The 20,020-nt window shown below is 40.1% G+C and carries 17 protein-coding genes; 16 read left to right on the forward strand and 1 reads right to left on the reverse strand.

Annotation, left to right across the window (positions count from 1 at the left end; genetic code table 11):
- Window positions 1-202: 202 nt before the first annotated feature.
- The 5 genes from ACP8HG_RS03960 (at window position 203) to ACP8HG_RS03980 (ending at window position 6,180) form a co-directional block, all read left to right on the forward strand.
- A complete protein-coding gene (locus tag ACP8HG_RS03960) occupies window positions 203-424 on the forward strand; it encodes a hypothetical protein (protein WP_438298625.1) in 222 nt (73 codons plus the stop codon).
- A gap of 413 nt (window positions 425-837) precedes the next feature.
- On the forward strand, window positions 838-1,347 hold the full coding sequence (locus tag ACP8HG_RS03965) for a GNAT family N-acetyltransferase (RefSeq protein WP_438298216.1): 510 nt from the start codon (window positions 838-840) through the stop codon (window positions 1,345-1,347).
- A gap of 276 nt (window positions 1,348-1,623) precedes the next feature.
- Window positions 1,624-2,163 (forward strand): DJ-1/PfpI family protein, encoded by a 540-nt coding sequence (locus ACP8HG_RS03970; RefSeq protein WP_067208332.1) that lies wholly within the window; start codon window positions 1,624-1,626, stop codon window positions 2,161-2,163.
- 674 nt (window positions 2,164-2,837) lie between these two features.
- Window positions 2,838-4,610, forward strand: a complete 1,773-nt coding sequence (locus ACP8HG_RS03975; protein WP_438298217.1) for a hypothetical protein — start codon at window positions 2,838-2,840, stop codon at window positions 4,608-4,610.
- A 1,105-nt stretch (window positions 4,611-5,715) separates the two neighbouring features.
- A complete protein-coding gene (locus tag ACP8HG_RS03980; protein ID WP_187047501.1) occupies window positions 5,716-6,180 on the forward strand; it encodes a GNAT family N-acetyltransferase in 465 nt (154 codons plus the stop codon).
- Window positions 6,181-6,780: 600 nt separating this feature from the next.
- Here ACP8HG_RS03980 and norA read toward each other — a convergent pair.
- A complete protein-coding gene (gene norA, locus ACP8HG_RS03985) occupies window positions 6,781-7,944 on the reverse strand; it encodes a multidrug efflux MFS transporter NorA (RefSeq protein WP_338652656.1) in 1,164 nt (387 codons plus the stop codon).
- Between the two features lie 329 nt (window positions 7,945-8,273).
- Here norA and hemW point away from each other — a divergent pair, with 329 nt between their 5' ends.
- The 11 genes from hemW to ACP8HG_RS04040 all read left to right on the forward strand — a co-directional run bounded on the left by hemW (window position 8,274) and on the right by ACP8HG_RS04040 (window position 19,996).
- The gene (gene hemW / locus ACP8HG_RS03990; RefSeq protein WP_438298218.1) at window positions 8,274-9,407 is read left to right on the forward strand and encodes a radical SAM family heme chaperone HemW; all 1,134 of its coding nucleotides are present in this window, start codon (window positions 8,274-8,276) and stop codon (window positions 9,405-9,407) included.
- Between the two features lie 95 nt (window positions 9,408-9,502).
- The gene (gene hrcA / locus ACP8HG_RS03995) at window positions 9,503-10,552 is read left to right on the forward strand and encodes a heat-inducible transcriptional repressor HrcA (RefSeq protein ID WP_067208344.1); all 1,050 of its coding nucleotides are present in this window, start codon (window positions 9,503-9,505) and stop codon (window positions 10,550-10,552) included.
- A complete protein-coding gene (grpE, locus tag ACP8HG_RS04000) occupies window positions 10,552-11,127 on the forward strand; it encodes a nucleotide exchange factor GrpE (RefSeq protein ID WP_067208347.1) in 576 nt (191 codons plus the stop codon). The genes hrcA and grpE overlap by 1 nt, the downstream gene beginning before the upstream one ends.
- Before the next feature lie 33 nt (window positions 11,128-11,160).
- Entirely contained in the window at window positions 11,161-12,987 is a 1,827-nt protein-coding gene (gene dnaK / locus ACP8HG_RS04005) for a molecular chaperone DnaK (protein ID WP_067208349.1), read from the forward strand.
- Between the two features lie 232 nt (window positions 12,988-13,219).
- On the forward strand, window positions 13,220-14,347 hold the full coding sequence (gene dnaJ, locus ACP8HG_RS04010; RefSeq protein ID WP_338652654.1) for a molecular chaperone DnaJ: 1,128 nt from the start codon (window positions 13,220-13,222) through the stop codon (window positions 14,345-14,347).
- 15 nt (window positions 14,348-14,362) lie between these two features.
- A complete protein-coding gene (gene prmA, locus ACP8HG_RS04015) occupies window positions 14,363-15,307 on the forward strand; it encodes a 50S ribosomal protein L11 methyltransferase (RefSeq protein ID WP_187047504.1) in 945 nt (314 codons plus the stop codon).
- A 4-nt stretch (window positions 15,308-15,311) separates the two neighbouring features.
- Window positions 15,312-16,052: a 16S rRNA (uracil(1498)-N(3))-methyltransferase gene (locus tag ACP8HG_RS04020; RefSeq protein WP_067208359.1), complete on the forward strand. Its 741-nt coding sequence runs from the start codon at window positions 15,312-15,314 to the stop codon at window positions 16,050-16,052.
- 15 nt (window positions 16,053-16,067) lie between these two features.
- On the forward strand, window positions 16,068-17,408 hold the full coding sequence (mtaB, locus tag ACP8HG_RS04025; protein WP_067208362.1) for a tRNA (N(6)-L-threonylcarbamoyladenosine(37)-C(2))-methylthiotransferase MtaB: 1,341 nt from the start codon (window positions 16,068-16,070) through the stop codon (window positions 17,406-17,408).
- Window positions 17,409-17,523: 115 nt separating this feature from the next.
- Window positions 17,524-18,195: a deoxyribose-phosphate aldolase gene (gene deoC, locus ACP8HG_RS04030; protein ID WP_067208365.1), complete on the forward strand. Its 672-nt coding sequence runs from the start codon at window positions 17,524-17,526 to the stop codon at window positions 18,193-18,195.
- A 105-nt stretch (window positions 18,196-18,300) separates the two neighbouring features.
- A complete protein-coding gene (rpsU, locus tag ACP8HG_RS04035) occupies window positions 18,301-18,474 on the forward strand; it encodes a 30S ribosomal protein S21 (protein WP_067208368.1) in 174 nt (57 codons plus the stop codon).
- Window positions 18,475-18,661: 187 nt separating this feature from the next.
- Entirely contained in the window at window positions 18,662-19,996 is a 1,335-nt protein-coding gene (locus ACP8HG_RS04040; RefSeq protein WP_067208371.1) for an NfeD family protein, read from the forward strand.
- Window positions 19,997-20,020: the final 24 nt, after the last annotated feature.

Below are 20,020 nucleotides of genomic sequence, written 5' to 3' on the forward strand. Positions count from 1 at the left end.
CCGGTCTTGTATCCCATTTGTGGTTTAGCAATCTCCACAAATTACGAAAAAGGAATGTCAGGTAAAATAGCTAGAGAAGGTGCTTTAAAAGATCATGTATACGACGTAGCGCCATCTATGACTCGCAATGACACAATTGTAGGCTTTTCACGTATCCATTGATGACAAGCAAGCTGTACAAGCCATTCCTTTTACACGTAGTATTTATCATGCAAGGGATGGTAAGGGCAAAGGCAATCGAGCATCCATCAGAATTGAAATATATTACAGCGAAAGTGGTGAACAGAAGTATTTAGCTGCAGAAGAAAATACTGTTGAATACGTCGCTCAAGTCTTGAAGCTATACGGATGGGGAATTGATCGTGTGAAATGGCATCGTGATTGGAGTGGCAAGAAATACCTACATAGGATCAACGGCGAGTAAGGTACTCAGACTGTTGAAGCCGTATTGCTAAGTTGTTGACCGAACTTAATAACCCGAAACCGCCGAATTTATTGAAAAATAGCAACGAAAAGTCTGAAGTAGTAGAAATAGAGGGGATATTAACTTCTATAAATATTCCTAATAATAAATTCGGATCAACTTCCGATGAACATAGGAAAATAATTAATAATTATTTGGAAGAAGAACATTCGACAAAAAATAAGTTGATATCTTTTACCCAGAAAAAAGCATCTCTCGCGAGGGGCTTTTTTGTTTGTCGAAATAGAGAGGTATTCATATTTATAAGATTGAATAGGGAACAAAGCTCAGTTCTTCTTTAATTGACGGGGCAGTTAATTCAATAAATGTTATATTTAATAGTGATGGTTAATTATTCGAAAGGAGAATTAATTATGATACATATTATAAAAGCCAAACCTAATCATGTTGAGGGAATATCAAAAGTTTGTAGTGATGGTTATTGGGCGACATACAGCGAAACACATTCTGAAATGTACATCAAAGGAATAATTAAAGAGTTTTATAATCATGAAAGAATACTAAAAGAGGTTTTAGAAATCAGTAAGGAATGGGGAGGATATTTTGTTGCAATAGAAGGGAGTGAAGTGATTGGGGCTGGTGGAGGGGGTATGATTGAGGATACCTCTGGAGAAGTTTTTGTATTGTATCTAAATCCTGCTAGACGTAACGAAGGTATTGGCACAATGATATTAGATGCTATTACCAAACAACAAAAAGAAGAGCTTAATGCAACGGAACAATGGGTTTCCGTTGCGAAGGAAAATCAAAAAGGAATTCCTTTCTATGAGGCAAAAGGATTTATTTTTAATAATGAATTTGATGGACATGGAATTGTTGATGGAGAAAGATATACTTCATTGAGGTATTTTCGAAATATTTAATGTTTTTTTAAAAACAAACTTCTTTTTCTTATTTAATTAAAGGGAGAATTAGGGGATGACGACTTTCGTGAACCGGAGTTGTATAAACCTGTTGTGTATTGCGTATACAAACCCGTTCAACGATCAAATAGATGGTTTTAGGGTTTGATCTCATGTAGCCAAACCTTCTCCTCCTTCACCAAACTTGCCCGTTGGTTGAAGGAGGAAAGTGTACTTTTATATAAAAGTACAATACATTGTATGGTTAAGTAGAGATATTAAGTAGGAGGAATCTTAGTGAAAAAAACAGCTGTTTTATTGTATCCACAGTTCAGTGAGTATGAACTAACTGTAGCCTTATCTATATTAATGCAAGGGAAAAAACAAGTTATTACGGTTGGATTAAACAAACAACCTATAAAAGGTGAGTCAGGGTTATCTTGTGTAGCTGACGCTACAGTTGATGAAATTAATTTCGAAGAAATAGATAGCCTCTTATTACCAGGTTGTATGGATATTATGTCGCTATATGAAGAAGAAAGAATAGTTGATTTCATTAAACAAGTAGTTACTAAAGAAACGGTGATTGCAAGTATATCTAGCTCTCCATTCTTATTAGCAAAAGCGGGTGTTTTAGGAGATAAAAAATATACTGTAGGGATTATAAAAGAAAATATGGAAAAATCCGGTGTCTTTAACCTGGAGAATTATTCAGAACAGATTGTAGTACAGGATGGTAACATAATTACAGCTAGAGGAAGAGGATTTGTTAGATTTGGAGAATATTTAGGGAAAGCGTTAAACCTGGAATTTGATAAAAGATGGTATTCGGAATAATGTAATAAAATTGAAATTAATGAAAAAATATCACTATAGCACTAGTTTTAGGTGAAGTTGTTCCATTTGACACACAATTAGGATTTGGGATTTTAATGCTTTATAGGATTATACCGCCATCGTTGAAATCAGCTTTTAACTTGGATAGTGATAATTGGATTACGCAACATCAGGCCGAGTCAAGTAAGTCTAGGGCATTAGGAGCAATAAATGAGCTGTGCTCTGAAAACGGAATCACTAAAGATGAAGTTAATAATTTTAGAATAGTTTAAATAAATTTATCTAAAAAAGCAGCTCTCACGAGGTGTTTTTTATTTACTTGCAATACGAACGTATATTCTGTATCGTGGGTAAAAAGGAGATGAAGGTTGCATGCCGATTGCGAAGGACAGAGTAGAAGTTGACTAGGATCTGATTAGAGAGTACTTGAATGGAAAAATGGACGAGGCTAATCGCGAGGTTTTGGGATATCAATGAAATGTCAAAACGGTTGTGTATGGGCAGAACATTCCTAGAAGAAGAATTTCTACACGATCCACGAATGAAATTTCTACAACGTCAAAAGGAAAGCGATTTTGGTTCTACGAGCCATCGTTGAAAGTAATTAAGTTCAATACAAACAAGCAATGGACTTTATCTTCTGAAAATATATATAGAATTGGAGAGATTTTATTTTGACATATTTTGAAACAGCTGCAGAGTCACGTAAAGTATTCGATGAACAATTTGAAAAAGGCTTTTCACCGTTGCAGGCTCGTCATGAACAAGCTGGTATTTTTAAATCACGTTTAAACGAAACTGGATTTTTTGCTTTGACCCTACAACGTATCGGTCATCAATTAATTTTCCTAACAGCTTTATACGAAAAAACTACTGATAAGGGAACAAAATCCGGGGTCCTTCAAGAGATTGAAGCCATTATTAATGGTGAAACTGTCTCTGGTGTAGGATCACATGTTGGGACTAAGTCTTATACTTTCATTACTCTAGCGCCTACTATCACTGGCTATACTAAAAACACAAGCGGTGTTACGGGTTCGAAAGAAATAGTCAATGGAGTATCTACAAGCAATAAGTACTTTTCAACTCCGACGGTTTCAGATGGTATTATTGAACCGACGTTAGATAACTACTTAAAAGATCTTGGCTATATTGATGGTGGATTTGAAACAGATCCGGGATTTGGTCTTATTTTAGTGGGATATACGAACATCTTAGCTAATTTAACTTTACTATCATCCCTAGACCCTACAGTCCGAACTCATGTAGAAGAAGGGGCAAAAATTATGTTCCAAAAGCTCGCAATTTATTATGCTCAAAACCCTAAATTTACCGAGAAAAATCAAGCTACTTCTGACTTTGATTTTACACATACAACTATCGCTCGTTTAGCAGAGAACTACGGTTCTTCTGACTTACAAATCTTCGATATTGGTATTGCTACAGATCTTTCTACAACTGATGGTTTCAAAGCAGCAACTGGTGTACTAAACACAATCTACACGCACATTGCTTCATTGGCTTATTATTTAGCAGTTGGACTAGGAAAATCAAAGTCACAACTCAAGACTATTGAAACATCTGAACTGTTAAGTGGAATTTCTACAAACTCACCATTGCGTACTGGTCAATTAAATCAATACTTCGAACAATTCCCTGACTACCTTAACAAAATCGGAAATCCAACAACTTTCAGCTCGATCATCGGTCTTGCTCTTGGGGTTGGTGGTGTAAGTCAAACGTTCGCTCTTATTTCTTCTCAAATATCTGAGGCTCGTCTTACTGAACTTGGTGTATCTTCTGTTTCTCAGTTGAACGCTTCAAGTACTACCGATGGGAATACTTATTACTCTCAAGATCATATGAGAGGCTACTTAGGCTCAAATGGTTACGATTCATACGTGTCTATGGCATTAGTATGGCTGTCACATGCATCTGGAACCGAAACTGTAACTGATCGATATGCTACTGCACCTCAATTAAGTGGGACTGCTTTCACAGTTGCCAAACAGCTTGGTCATGAGTACCGTCGAAAGCTAAGTAACACAACACTTAACAATCCTATCGCAATGCATCATGCATCTAAGTCTGATGATGGTTTAGCATTAACAGCTTATCTTGGTCAGTTCCAAAACTACATTAAGAATGCAAGTGCAACAGAAACTAATGGACTTTATCCAACATTCGTTGATTTTGTCGATAGAGTTAATTTAGATAATCCAGAGCCAACTGGTTTCTTATACTCATTTGCATCTAATGGTGATGCTGATTTATTCAAAGAAATCAATGATCGTGTAATTGCAACTGGTGAATTCAACAACTTACATAACACACCTGCTAATATTTCTGCAGTTCGAGGTTATATCCGGATTTCTCCTAAAACTTCTCATCGAGGTATTCATGGTTTAGCTGGATTACTAGAAAGAGGACTCACATCAAATTGCTAAGAGTGTTTATTGCGGATACCTTATTTGACACAGGCTATTGAATGGAAAGGTGGTCCGCTAAGCTGAGTGATATTAATGAGGTAGGGAAATCCTTGAAAGATACAAAACCTAGCTGGTTTGATATTGATTAATAAATGGAACCTCTTTAAGAAAATGAAAGAATTGCAGATTAATTCCCAAGGGGTACTGAATATTGATACAACGGAACTATCGGAATTGTAATCAGTGGCGGTAAGGCCCAGGTGCAGAGAATCCTCCACATGCTAATAAGACGAATAAAGAGAAAGGTGACTCCGTGTTAATTGGGATGAGGGGGGATTTTGAAAGATGATGTATACTAATCTGCAATTTAGTACAGATTCTTGCAACTGAGGAGGAAAAGACTGTAGAAATTAATCAAAAGAGATGATTGAAAAGGTCTTCCTGATGCTTATGCATGCTAGTTAGTCAAGAAGAGTACCAGGGCAAGAGGTAAGTCAAAAGAACAGCTGGTTGGTAAGGAAGGGGCTGAATTGATAGGGACTAATCAACAGACGTACAAGCTTGGTAATTCGTAGACGATAATTAGGGGAGGATTTATGACTGAAAAGCAGATTGAGCAGTTGTAGTTCCATACATCCCATTTAGCTGATTCCGCCGCTATTAATATACTACAGTAGTTTTTTCTCTCTCTTTTATATCTGTGGGCTTAGTCGGAGTATCGGATAGGTTGACTACTACGAACATTACTACAAATGCGATACCTAAAAAATTCAACTGCTTTTTGCGCAGCACCTTGTCCTTTTTTACTATGGCAATAATAGTTTGTATGAAAAAGTAAAAAAATGCAAACACCGATAATAAAGTGATGAGTGAAAGTATACTATCCAAATAGACTACTCCTCCTATTTGATAGTAGTTTCATAGTACGATAAAGTCTGTTAATTAACTATATATGATGCGAAAGCCATTAACTTAATTAAGTAGATGTTAATTTGCTCATTTTTAAAGAATGTTGCGATGTATCTGTACTAATAAAAATTGTATAATGAAAGTAAAGATGGCGATATGTGTACCCCATAATCATTATATTTAACTATAGGTCGCCGGAGTGGGAGGAAAACAAGTGGTTATTTTAAAATCAATGAATCAACAGGAATTTCAGCAGTATATTAGTAGTGCAATTGATGACTATGCAAAAGACAAGGTCGCTTCTGGAAATTGGAAGGAAGATGAGGCGATTGATTTATCTAAGCAGTCATTTGATGATCTATTGCCAAAAGATGAGGAATCCGAATTTAATTACTTATTCTCTATCTTTAACGCCGAACAGATTGTTGGAATGATATGGATCGCACAAAAATCACCTACAAATAAGGATGAAGGTTTTATTTATGATTTCAATATTTTTGAGCAATATCAAGGATTGGGATACGGTAAGGAAGCAATGCGAGAACTTGAATGTATTGCAAAGGATTTAGGAATGAAAAAGATTGGACTTCATGTTTTTGGTCATAACAAAACTGCGCGAGGATTATACGAAAAGTTGGGCTACGAAATTACAAATATAACGATGGAAAAGTTAATTTAAAGTTGTTATATAGCGTATAAAGTGACCTCCATAGTCATTCAAAGAAAAAGAGATCCATCCACAGATTCAATAGTGGATGGGTCTCTTTTTTATGAGTCAAGACACAGTCACCTTCTTAGTGGTATTCACATAGTTCACTTTTCTCTAACGAAATAAACAAGAGTTGGAAATAAAAAAATTCGTTTGCACCAGATGGTTCGTCCAATCATTACGCGTACTCGTCCATATAATACGTAGAAGGCTGGCCAGCTTTAAAGAATAACAAAGGGGGGATAGAAAATGTGTTTTGAAAATCAAAATCGAAATCGAAATCGGCGGGTAGAGTTGATTTGTGAATGTCGTGAAGTAAGGTCTGATCGTGATAATAAACATCATTGTGACCGTAATCGTGACCGTGACCGCGACGATAAGTTGAAATGTCACTGTAAAGAATCTCGTCGCAGACGTTGTAATTTTGGCTGGTAAACGTAGTAGAGATTAAAAGATGAAATAAAGAAAATCCTGATGCGAACAAGAATTTTCAAGCAAAAGGTGACCATTCCATACGGAACGGTCACCTTTTGCGTTTGTTTTTTACTAAAGAAATACACTTTATGCAATTTATAACGTTATATGCTTTGGCTTCTTCCAAAATAGTGCAATAATCGTACCGATTGCTAAAACGATTGCGGCAAAATAGTATGGGTAGTTTAAGTCGATGTCAAATAACACACCTCCGATGATCGGGCCAAAGATATTGCCAATACTGGTGAAGGTTGAGTTCATACCGCCAATAAAGCCTTGTTCATTGCCCGCAATTTTAGATAAATAGGATGTAATAGCTGGGCGTATTAAATCGAATCCAACAAACAGGAAGAATGTTGTCAGTAATATTGTGAAGTACGAGCTCACGAAGGTCATCAATAGGACAAGAATCGCTGATACAGCTAAGCTGTAGCGAATAAGATTAATTTCGCCTATGCTTTTTGATAAGCGATCGAAGAGCAATAGTTGCGCAAGAGCACCGACAATTCCGCTACCCGTGATGACGATGGCGATATCTTTTGGCGTGAAGCCGAATTTATGGTCGACGAATAAGCTGAAAAATGATTCAAACGCTGCAAGGCCAAACGACAAAACGAAAATTAAAATGAAAGCAATAGCGTACATTGGGATGAAGAGCCGACGAAACCCTGTTTTTTGTCCTGGGATAGGCGCATCTTCAGCCACGCGTTCGGGTTCTGTTAATAAAATAAGTGAAAGAATCGCAGCAACCGCTCCGAGTACACCGGCCGAATAGAATGGTACACGTGTACCAATTTCAGCTAAAAATCCACCAATCCCAGGTCCGATAATAAAGCCAGTGCTAATAGCAGCGGACATATAGCCAATTGCCTTTGGTCTTGTGGCGTTCGTTGTAATATCTGCGATAAAGGCTGTTACAGCAGGCATAATGAATGCCGCACTGACCCCGCCGAGCATGCGCGAGATAAATAATACCTCAACCGATTTACCAAACCCGAATAAAAACTCCGAGAAACCAAATACAAACAGGCCGAGCACGATCATAATTTTGCGACCGTATTTGTCAGCCCATCGCCCGGCAAACGGTGAGACGATAAGTTGTGTAATCGCAAATGCCGCCATCATGTAGCCAACGACCGTACCGTTAATGTTTAGCTCATTCATGATCGTAGGAAGAACGGGAATAACGAGCCCGATACCAAGAAAGGCGATAAATAAATTCAGTAATAAGATAGCTAATGTGACTTTTTGATTTTTCATAAACAAAACTCCTCTACATTTAAGTTGCTATAAACCACTTCTTTCGATTGATTTTATAACGATTACAATTGGTATCTATATATGATGAAGTGATGGGTAGTCGTGTACGGGATTTAAGCTTTGTGTGACACATCATAATGCTGTATGATACAAGTTAGTACATCCAATTAGCAAGAAGTATTTATTGCTATCTTGGAGATGGACAAGGATTAATAAATGAAGAAGGGGGCGACGAGCCCTCTTCTTTTCCATGTATAGACTCTAAGGCGTAGGAATTCGGGGTCATAAGCCCTGAACAAGGCGTTAACTAAAGGAAGGAAGTGACGGATATGAGGGGTATGTATATCCACATTCCGTTTTGCCACCAAATTTGTCATTACTGTGATTTTAATAAAGTGTTTTTCAAAAATCAGCCTGTCGATGAATATATCGAATCAATGGGTCAGGAACTGGCGATCATGCGGCAGGAAGGTATTTCATTCAAAGAAGTGGAAACGGTTTTCTTAGGAGGCGGCACACCAACTTCGCTGTCTGAAAAACAGCTTGAACGGTTGCTTGAGATCATCCATGAATATGTTGATGTCAGTTCATTGAAAGAGTTTTCGACGGAAGCAAATCCGGACGAGCTAACATTCGGCAAATTGATTGTCCTGAAAAATGGCGGTGTGGATCGATTGAGCATCGGTGTTCAGTCATTCGACGCAGACTTATTGACAAAAATCGGTAGGACGCATGGTCCAGACGACGCCGCACGTGTTGTAGGAGAAGCGAGAAAAGCTGGATTTGATAATATAAGTATCGACCTAATTTACGGGTTGCCGGGGCAAACAATCGCGCAATGGCAGGATACTCTTGATAAAGCACTTGCCCTCGATCTACCCCATTATTCAGGGTACTCGTTGATTGTCGAGCCAAAAACAGTATTTTATAATTTGATGAATAAAGGCAAATTGCCACTCCCAGGCGAAGACATGGAAACGGAAATGTTTACGATGTTAATCGAACAGATGGAGAGCAAAGGACGCAAGCGTTACGAAATTAGTAATTTTGCAACACCAGGTCACGAATCAATTCATAATCTCATCTATTGGGAAAATGCTACGTACGCTGGTGTTGGTGCAGGCGCACATGGCTATGTTGATGGCACCCGATATTCCAACATCGGACCGATTGCGAAATATATGGAGAAAACAGCATTGGGTGAACGACCAGTTCAACAGACACATGTAGTTACAGCAATCGAAGCAATGGAAGAGGAAATGTTTCTTGGCCTACGCAAATCAAATGGTGTATCCATCTCTTTATTCCAAGAGAAGTTCGGACGGTCACTTGAAGAGGTTTACGGGGAAACGTTACACTCGCTTATTAAAGATGGACTTGTCGAGCGATTGGATGATGCGGTTAAGTTAACGCACCGTGGTGTTTATAGAGGAAACGATGTATTTCAGCAATTTCTTAAATAATCCAGAGTCAATTCGTTGACACTTCGATCTGCATTTGTTAAATTATCAGTAGTATTAGCACTCGCAGTTATAGAGTGCTAACAGGAGTGATGACTATGTTGACGAACAGACAATTGCTTATATTGCAACTGACGGTTGACGATTTCATCGAATCCGCACAACCTGTCGGATCAAGGCAGCTATCCAAAAAGCCGGAAGCACCATTTAGTCCTGCGACAATACGGAACGAAATGGCTGACCTAGAAGAAATGGGTTATCTTGAAAAGACCCACACTTCATCCGGCAGAATACCATCTGAAAAAGGGTACAGGTTTTATGTAGATAATCTATTAACAAAAGAAAAGTTGAACACGGAAGACAGTATTCACCTGCGTTCGGTTTTTCGGGAAAAAATTGTGGAGACTGAAGAGTTAATACGAAAGTCAGCGACAATTTTGTCTGATTTGACGAATTACACGTCGATTCTCCTCGGCCCCGATACATCGCTACATGCAGTGAAGCGTTTTTCAATCGTTCCATTAGATGAGAAGACAGCTGTCGCTATTATTGTCACGGACAATGGACGTGTTGAGAATAGACTCTTCAATGTACCGGAAGGCTTCACCGCGTCAGATATTGAGAAAATGGTAAACATCCTGAACGAGCGGCTCATTGGTACTCCGCTTGTCCATATTCAGAAGATACTTGCTCAAGAGACGCAAATGGTGCTGGAACGTCATATCCACCATGCAGGCGACTTGTTCGCTTCATTCCAACGGGCGATTTCAATCGAACCGGAAGAACGGCTGTTTTTTGGTGGCAAAATGAATATGATGAAGCAACCCGAATTCAATGATATTCACAAGATGAAAACATTTTTTGAATTAATGGACAAGGGCGCACCTGCAATGACGTTTTTTCAGGAAGGTATGACAGGAATTCATGTCCGCATCGGTTCTGAAAATAATCACAATGCGATGGAAGATTGTAGTGTGATTACAGCGACATATTCGGCCGGCGACAATATGACGGGTTCCATCGCTATCATCGGACCTAAACGGATGGATTATGCAAGAGTTATCACGATGCTTGATTTAATGAGCAGTGATTTGTCCAGAGAATTGGCGAGACTGACAATCGGCGGAACAGCAGGGAGGAACGACTAATGACAAATGTAAACGACGAATTTAAAGAGAACGAAGAAGTAGTAATGGAAACGCCCGATAATACAGACGACATCATCGAATCAGGTGAAGATACTGAGGAGATTGAAATCGTTGAAAACGGGGAAGAGACTATTGTGCAAGAACTTACTGAAAAGCTACAAGAAGAAGAGAATAAACGACTTCGACTTCTAGCAGATTATGAAAACTTCAAGAGACGGGCTACGCTTGATAAAGAAGCGCTACAGAAGTATCGTGCACAGAACGTCGTGACGAATCTAATACCAGTTCTTGATAACTTTGCACGGGCACTTACTGTGGAAGCGACAACTGAAGAGGCTCAAACGATGATGACGGGATTAGATATGATTTATCGTACTTTCCTTCAAGCCCTTGAAGATGAAGGTCTTGTTGAAATCCAAGCGCTGGATCAGGAGTTTGATCCGAATTTCCATCAAGCAATTATGACGGGTTCAGATGAAGACAAACCAGCAGGCATCGTACTTGAACAAATGCAAGCTGGTTATATGTTGAAAGATCGTGTATTAAGACCAGCAATGGTTAAAGTAAACGAATAAAAAATGTAGCATATATATAGGAGGAATTTGATTATGAGCAAAATTATCGGTATTGACTTAGGGACAACAAACTCAGTAGTAGCAATTTATGAAGGCGGAGAGCCTAAAGTTATTCCAAATCCGGAAGGTAACCGTACAACTCCATCAGTCGTTGCTTTCAAAAACGGCGAACGTCAAGTCGGAGAAGTAGCAAAACGTCAATCAATCACAAACCCAAACACAATCATGTCTGTAAAACGACATATGGGAACAGATTTCAAAGTGAAAGCAGAAGACACTGAATATACACCTCAAGAAGTTTCAGCAATGATTCTTCAGTATTTGAAGGGTTATGCAGAAGAGTATCTCGGAGAAAAAGTAACGAAAGCAGTTATTACAGTCCCTGCTTACTTCAGCGATGCACAGCGCCAAGCAACACAAGATGCTGGTAGAATTGCAGGCCTTGAAGTAGAACGTATCATCAACGAGCCAACAGCAGCTGCACTGGCATACGGCCTTGATAAAACGGACGAAGACGAAACTATTCTTGTTTATGACCTTGGTGGCGGTACGTTCGACGTATCAATCCTAGAACTTGGCGACGGTGTATTCCAAGTTAAATCGACGGCGGGCGATAACAAGCTTGGCGGAGACGATTTTGACGATGTTATCATCGACTTCCTTGTTCAAGAATTCAAAAAAGACAATGGCGTTGACTTATCGAAAGATAAAATGGCGATGCAACGTTTGAAAGATGCTGCTGAAAAAGCGAAAAAAGACCTTTCAGGCGTAACAACTTCACAAATCTCATTGCCTTTCATTACAGCAGGAGATGCAGGTCCACTTCACCTTGAAGTTTCACTTTCACGTGCGAAATTCGATGAATTGACTGCTCACCTTGTTGAACGTTCAATGGTACCAACTCGTCAGGCCATGAAAGATGCTGGTCTTACTGCATCTGAGATTGACAAAGTAATTCTTGTTGGTGGATCGACTCGTATTCCTTCAGTTCAAGAAGCAATTAAGAAAGAAACGGGTAAAGAGCCATATAAAGGTGTTAACCCGGATGAAGTAGTTGCACTTGGTGCAGCTGTTCAAGGATCAATCTTAAGCGGAGACGTTACAGACGTTGTACTTCTAGACGTAACACCTCTATCACTTGGTATTGAAACAATGGGTAACGTGTTCACTAAACTAATCGAACGTAATACGACAATCCCGACTAGCAAATCACAAGTATTCTCAACAGCGGCTGATAGCCAGCCAGCGGTTGATATTCACGTATTGCAAGGGGAGCGTCCAATGTCCGCGGACAACAAAACGCTTGGTCGTTTCCAATTGACGGATATTCCGCCAGCACCACGTGGCGTTCCACAAATCGAAGTAACATTCGATATTGATAAAAACGGTATTGTTACTGTTAAAGCGAAAGATCTTGGAACACAAAAAGAACATAATATTACAATTCAAGCAAGCTCAGGTCTAACTGACGAAGAAATCGAACGTATGGTGAAAGATGCTGAAGCAAATGCTGAAGCGGACCAAAAGCGTAAAGAAGAAGCGGACTTGAAAAATGAAGCGGACCAACTTGTATTCATGGCTGAAAAGACATTGAAAGATCTTGAAGGAAAAGTTTCAGAAGAAGAAGTGAAAAGTGTCGAAGAAGCAAAAGAAGAGTTGAAAACTGCGCTCGAAGCTGCTGACTTTGACGAAATTCGTACTAAAAAAGAAAAATTGGATGAAATTGTCCAACAGATGACTATGAAGTTGTATGAACAAGCTGCAGCTGAATCTGCTGAAGGCGCTGAAAACGCAGGCGAACCTAAAGACGACGATATAGTCGACGCAGATTTTGAAGATGTAATCGACGAGAAAAAGTAAATAAGAATGATCGTTGACGGAAAAGTCAAAGTCCGATATTCCGGCTTTGGCTTTTCCGATTTTTATTGTGCGTTCTATACATCAGTACCTAGCTTCAGTCTAGTCTTTAATGGCAAAGAATGCCTTTAAATTCAAGCCTTCTAGCGCTTTTTTAGGCTGAACAGGCGCTTACGCTTTTCAGTTTTTAATGATACAATAGATGATATTCAAAGTATTTCGGGAGAGTGAAGTAATGAGTAAAAGAGATTATTATGACGTGCTTGGTATAACAAAATCGGCATCAAAAGATGAGATTAGGAAAGCGTATCGTTCGCTTTCGAAAAAATATCATCCCGACTTGAACAAAGCAGATGATGCAGTTGATAAGTTTAAAGAAGTGACCGAAGCATATGAAGTGCTGAGCGACGATTCGAAAAAAGCGAATTACGACCAATATGGACATACGGATCCGAATCAAGGATTTGGTGGTTTTGGTGGCGGAGGCGGCGGAGCTGATGGATTCGGCTTCGATGATATATTCAGTTCGTTTTTCGGTGGAAATACACGACGACGTGATCCAAATGCACCTAGAAAAGGCGACGATCTACAGTATTCGATGAACATTGATTTCATGGAAGCTGTTTTCGGTAAGGAAACGGAAGTTGAAATACCGAAAGAAGAAGACTGTGATACTTGTGATGGGTCAGGCGCTAAAAAAGGGACTAAACCTAAGACGTGTACACATTGTGGCGGCTCGGGTCAAATCAGCGTTACGCAAAACACGCCACTTGGCCAAATGGTTAATCGTCGAGCGTGTCAGCATTGTCAAGGAACTGGAAAAATAATTCCTGAGAAATGTTCGACTTGTCACGGAGCAGGTAAAGTGACGAAAAGGAAGAAGATTAAAGTAACGATTCCTGAGGGGGTCGATGATGGACAACAGCTTCGGGTATCTGGACAGGGAGAACCTGGTCATAAAGGTGGACCTGCGGGCGACTTATATATCGTATTCCGCGTCAGGGCTCATGAGAAATTTATCCGTGAAGACGACGACATCTATTTGGAACTCAACCTTTCCTTCCCGCAAGCTTCACTCGGTGATGAGATTGAAGTGCCAACTGTACAAGGCAATGTGAATTTGAAAATCCCAGCAGGCACGCAAACAGGAACACGATTCCGCCTAAAAGGTAAAGGTGTTAAAAACGTTCATGGCCGCGGTATTGGAGATCAGCATGTTGTTGTGAAAGTGTTGACGCCTAAAAAGATGACAGAAAAACAGAAAGAACTGATGCGTGAATTTGCGGCAATTAGCGGCGATTCGCTTGACGAGTATTCAAGTTCACTGTTCGATAAAATCAAACGTTCAATTAAAGGCGACTGAAAGGGATGAATTCATTTGAAGTGGTCGGAAATTTCTATTCATACGACGCATGAAGCAACTGAAGCAGTAGCGAATATTTTACACGAAGCAGGTGCAAGTGGAGTCGTTATCGAAGATTCAGCAGATCCAAGTCGAATCCACGAAGACCGGTTCGGTGAAATATGGGCACTCGACAAGAACGATTTCCCAGTAGATGGCGTTATCTTAAAAGCCTATTTACCAGTCACTACTTTTCTTATTGAAACGGTGAAAGATATCGACCAATCTATCAAAGGTTTATCGGAATTCGGAATAGACGCAGGGGAAAATGCCATTCAGACAAATGAAGTCGATGAAGAAGATTGGGCAACTGCCTGGAAAAAATACTATCATCCTGTCAAAATTTCTGGACGTTTTACAATTGTACCGACATGGGAAGAATATGAACCTGTTGAATCAGATGAATTGATTATTGAACTTGATCCTGGCATGGCGTTTGGAACGGGCACACATCCTACAACGGTAATGTGTTTACAAGCGCTTGAGAAATACGTCAAGCCGGGAGACACAGTTGTTGACGTGGGAACAGGTTCAGGCGTGTTATCTATCGGGGCAGCACTTCTAGGTGCTTCACGTGTCCACGCACTTGATTTGGACCAGGTTGCAGTTGTAGCTGCAAAAGAAAACATTGAGCTGAATCATGTTGAAGAAACAGTGGAAGTGAAGCACGGCAATCTTCTGGATTCTGTAAAAGAGCCGGCTGAAATCATCATCGCGAATATCCTTGCAGAAGTTATCATTTCCTTTTCGCAAGATGCGTATTCAATTTTACCGGAAAATGGCTTGTTTATTGTTTCGGGAATCATTGGACAAAAACGTGATCTAGTAAAAGACGACCTAATCAGCAAAGGATTTGAGATTGTCGAATCTGTACTTATGGAAGACTGGGTTGCTATCATCGCTCAAAAAAGGAGCGTGTAACGATTTGCAACGCTATTTTCTGCAATCTCCTTTTGATGAAGATGGAAATGCAATAATTACTGGTGATGACGCTAAACATATCGCGCGTGTTATGCGAATGACCGTTGATGATGACGTCATCGCTGTTACTAATGGCGAAGCCTTCGTCTCCCAAATTACAGAGCTTTTACCTGATGGCATCGTAATCCGTCGCAAAGGAGAACCTCTTCAGTCAAACGAAATGCCTGTTAAAGTAACGGTAGCTTGTGGTCTCCCGAAAGGTGACAAACTCGATTTAATCGTTCAAAAAGGAACGGAACTCGGCATGGCAGGGATTTTTCCGTTTCAAGCCGAGAGATCTATTGTAAAATGGGATGACAAAAAAGGTGACAAAAAAGTTGAACGGCTTCGCAAAATTGCCAAAGAAGCTGCTGAGCAATGTCATCGCACAGTTATCCCGGAAGTGCGAAATCCATTTTCTGTTAAGCAGTTAATCGCTGAATCAGAGAACTTTGATGTCCTTCTAGTTGCTGATGAAGAAGACGCGAAAAGTGGGGATCCACATAAAATTTCGGACCGTTTAAAAAGTGTATTACCTGGTCAAACAGTACTTGCTGTATTTGGTCCTGAAGGCGGATTGTCTAGGACAGAAGCCGAAACACTACGTTCGGCAGGTTTTTTACCGATAGCGTTAGGTCCGCGAATACTGCGGACGGAAACGGCTCCATTGTATTTATTGTCCGCAATGTCATACGAATTTGAATGAAAGTGGTGAGCAGTTGTGTCTTCGGTCGCATTCCATACGTTGGGCTGCAAAGTGAATCATTACGAAACCGAGGCAATCTGGCAACTTTTTAAAGAAGCCGGTTATGTCCGCGGGGATTTCGAAAAAAATTCTGATGTTTATGTCATTAATACATGTACAGTGACGAATACCGGTGATAAAAAAAGCCGGCAAGTCATCCGTCGTGCTGTTCGGAAAAATCCGGACGCTGTAATTTGCGTAACAGGTTGTTATGCACAAACGTCTCCTGCGGAAATTATGGCGATTCCGGGAGTAGATATCGTTGTTGGAACACAAGATCGGACAAAGCTCCTCGGACTCATTGATGAATTCCGTACGGAGCGTCAGCCAATCAATGCAGTCCGCAACATCATGAAAAACAGGATTTATGAAGAACTTGACGTACCTACATTTTCGGATCGTACACGTGCATCGCTCAAAATCCAAGAAGGGTGCAATAACTTCTGTACGTTCTGTATCATTCCTTGGGCGCGTGGACTAATGCGTTCACGTGATCCACAAGAAGTCATTCGACAAGCGCAACAGCTTGTTGATGCGGGTTACCTTGAAATTGTATTAACCGGTATACATACGGGCGGTTACGGTGAAGATTTGAAAGATTACAATCTTGCTCGTCTTCTTCGGGACCTTGAAACACAAGTCAAAGGACTGAAACGCCTTCGCATTAGTTCGATTGAAGCGAGTCAGCTGACGGATGAAGTAATTGATGTTCTTCGAGATTCAACAACTATCGTCCGCCACCTGCACATTCCGATTCAGTCCGGTTCAGACACGGTGCTTAAGCGTATGCGCCGGAAATATACAATGGCGTTTTTCGCAGAACGTCTAGACAGACTTCGTGAAGCGTTGCCGCACCTAGCAATCACTTCGGACGTCATCGTCGGTTTCCCAGGTGAGACAGAAGAAGAGTTCATGGAAACGTACAATTTTATTCGTGATCACAGATTTTCCGAACTTCACGTTTTTCCTTATTCAAAACGAACTGGTACTCCTGCCGCTAGAATGGAAGATCAGGTTCCGGAAGAAGTGAAAAACGAGCGTGTTCACCGTTTAATTGAATTGAATGATCAGCTAGCGAAACAATATGCATCTACTTTTGAAGATGAAGTACTTGAAGTCATCCCAGAAGAGAAGTATAAACTTGAACCGGAAAGTGGTCTGTATGAAGGCTATTCAGATAACTATTTGAAAGTTGTTTTCGCTGCCGATGAATCAATGGTAGGGAAAATTGTTCGTGTGAAAATTGCACAAGCAGGTTATCCATATAACGAAGGGCAATTTGTCCGCATTATGGAGGAAGAAATACAACTTGTTTAAGGTTTCCATAAAAGCTGTTCCTACTTTATTTTGAGTAGAAACAGCTTTTTTCGTGCAGAAATGAATTGTTCTTGATATGATGTGAGAAGTACGGACAACTCGAGGAGGTATTCATTTGAATACAAATTTTGCAACTTACATTGATCATACATTATTGAAAGCTGACGCAAAGAACAATGAAATCGTAACATTATGTGAAGAAGCTCGAAAATACACGTTTGCATCTGTTTGTGTAAACCCTACATGGGTGAAAACAGCAGCTGCTGCGCTAGAAGGATCACCTGTTAAAGTGTGTACAGTTATTGGTTTCCCTCTAGGAGCTTCAACTTCCGAAGTAAAAGCGTTTGAAACTAGGGACGCAATTACAAACGGTGCTAATGAAATTGATATGGTTATCAATATTGGCGCACTTCGTGGCGGTGATGATGAAACTGTGAAAAAAGAAATCGAAGCGGTAGTTAATGCTGCAAAAGGAAAAGCAATTGTTAAAGTCATCATTGAAACGTCCCTTTTAACGGATAAGGAAAAAAGGAAAGCATGTGAACTTTCTGTCCTTGCGGGTGCTGATTTCGTGAAAACATCGACAGGCTTTTCAACAGGCGGTGCGACTGAAGATGATGTGAAGTTAATGAGAGCTGTTGTCGGACCTGAAATGGGTGTTAAAGCTTCAGGTGGTGTCCGGAATTTAGAGGATATGAAGAAAATGATTGACGCAGGAGCTACAAGAATTGGTGCCAGTTCAGGCGTTCAGATTATGCAGGGTCTTGAATCACAATCTGATTATTAATTTAAAAGTTTTATATTGACCTATAGTTAAATCCGCGGTATAATTTATGAGTACATGGCACTTGGTCATGTTCTAGAAGTGTGTTTGGAGGGAGGGACAAGAGATATGTCGAAAACTGTTGTTCGTAAAAACGAATCGCTTGAAGATGCTCTTCGCCGCTTCAAACGTACTGTATCCAAAAGTGGAACAATACAAGAGGTAAGAAAGCGTGAGTTTTATGATAAGCCGAGTGAAAAACGTAAAAAGAAATCTGAAGCTGCAAGGAAACGTAAATTCTGATTTCCTGTGGTGATGAGTTCGACCTTGTTTTGAAATTAAAATTTGGTAAACCGGAAAATCCTTTATGGGTTTTCCGGTTTATTTGTATATGAGATAAAACAAAAAAATTAAGGGAAAGTGAAACTTCTGAGCATTTGGAACGTATATAGAGATATAATAGAATCTATAGAGAGAGGTGAAAAATACTATGCATAAAATGATAGGAAGGGTTCTCCTGTTCATTTTATTCGTATCTGTGTTAGCATTCCCACTCTTAGAAACGGGAGCTGCAGCTTCGAAAGTCTATAAAGTGCCAGTTGAGAACGTAGTTGAGAAAGGATTGTACGCATTTTTACAGCGGTCATTTACAGAAGCGGAGGCGGCGGGAGCAGAGGCGATCATCTTGGAGATTAATACACCGGGTGGATTTACTGATGCGGCCGACCAAATTGCCAGGCTGATAAATGAAAGTGATTTGCGGGTAATCGCTTACATTAATAATAAAGCAATCTCTGCTGGTGCATTCATAGCGCTTTATGCCGATGAAATCTATATGTCACCTACAGCCACAATGGGCGCATCACAAGTAATTGATTCGGAGGGAAATGCGGCGGATGCTAAGGCTCATAGTTTATGGGTCGCGGAAATGAAAACGGCTGCTGAGTCGAAGAAAGACCGAGAACCGAAATATGCAGAAGCAATGGCAGAACCTGATATTGACTTACCCGCATATCGGGCTGGAGTTGGGAAACTGTTAACGCTTAAAGCGGATGAAGCAAAAGAAGTCGGTTACAGTCAAGGAACAGTTGGATCTTTCAATGAATTGCTAAAAGTAACAGGGCTTGAAAATGCAGAAATCATTTCAACAAATGAAACATTTACGGAAAGTATTGCTCGTTTCATCACCCATCCGGTCGTTGTACCGATTCTTTTATCAATTGCGGGACTTGGATTTGTGTTGGAAATGTACTCGCCAGGATTTGGTGTAGCCGGAACGATGGCTGCTAGTTCATTAGCTCTATTCTTTTACGGACATCTTGTTGCCGGGCTTGCGGGTTATGAAACGATTATCCTGTTTCTAATAGGGGTCGTTCTCATCGTAGCGGAATTCTTCTTGCCCCATGGTATAGCAGGTGTCATTGGAACGCTCGCAATTATAGGTAGTATCATTATGGCGGGCGGCAATCCGATGTATATGGCGATTTCTGTCCTTATCGCGGTTGCTATCGCTGTTATAGGGATGGTGATTATTATGAAATTTTTCGGTAAAAAACTGCACTTGCTCAACAAGGTTGTGCTAATGGATACAACTGATACGGAAAGTGGTTATGTTTCGAATGTGAACAGGGTTGAATTGCTTGGACGCATTGCAAAAACATCGACTGCACTTAGACCATCTGGTGCAATTGAGTTAGATGGAGAACGAATCGATGTTGTTTCTGAAGGAAGCTACATCGCTAAAGGAATACATGTTATCATTGTAAAGGTTGAAGGTTCCCGGATTGTAGTCAGGGAATCAGTAGAAAAGGGGGAAATTAAATAATGGCAGGACTCTTAGGTTCAGGAA

This window comes from Sporosarcina sp. FA15 (assembly GCF_051550195.1).
GTDB classification, from domain to species: Bacteria; Bacillota; Bacilli; order Bacillales_A; family Planococcaceae; genus Sporosarcina; species Sporosarcina psychrophila.

What these genes read in the sequence shown, in the direction of transcription:
- ACP8HG_RS04040 (WP_067208371.1), top strand. Translation starts at nt 18,662, where the DNA reads ATGCATAAAATGATAGGAAGGGTTCTCCTGTTCATTTTATTCGTATCT.
- ACP8HG_RS03965 (WP_438298216.1), top strand. Translation starts at nt 838, where the DNA reads ATGATACATATTATAAAAGCCAAACCTAATCATGTTGAGGGAATATCA.
- rpsU (WP_067208368.1), top strand. Translation starts at nt 18,301, where the DNA reads ATGTCGAAAACTGTTGTTCGTAAAAACGAATCGCTTGAAGATGCTCTT.
- hrcA (WP_067208344.1), top strand. Translation starts at nt 9,503, where the DNA reads ATGTTGACGAACAGACAATTGCTTATATTGCAACTGACGGTTGACGAT.
- dnaJ (WP_338652654.1), top strand. Translation starts at nt 13,220, where the DNA reads ATGAGTAAAAGAGATTATTATGACGTGCTTGGTATAACAAAATCGGCA.
- hemW (WP_438298218.1), top strand. Translation starts at nt 8,274, where the DNA reads ATGAGGGGTATGTATATCCACATTCCGTTTTGCCACCAAATTTGTCAT.
- norA (WP_338652656.1), bottom strand. Translation starts at nt 7,944, where the DNA reads ATGAAAAATCAAAAAGTCACATTAGCTATCTTATTACTGAATTTATTT.
- dnaK (WP_067208349.1), top strand. Translation starts at nt 11,161, where the DNA reads ATGAGCAAAATTATCGGTATTGACTTAGGGACAACAAACTCAGTAGTA.
- grpE (WP_067208347.1), top strand. Translation starts at nt 10,552, where the DNA reads ATGACAAATGTAAACGACGAATTTAAAGAGAACGAAGAAGTAGTAATG.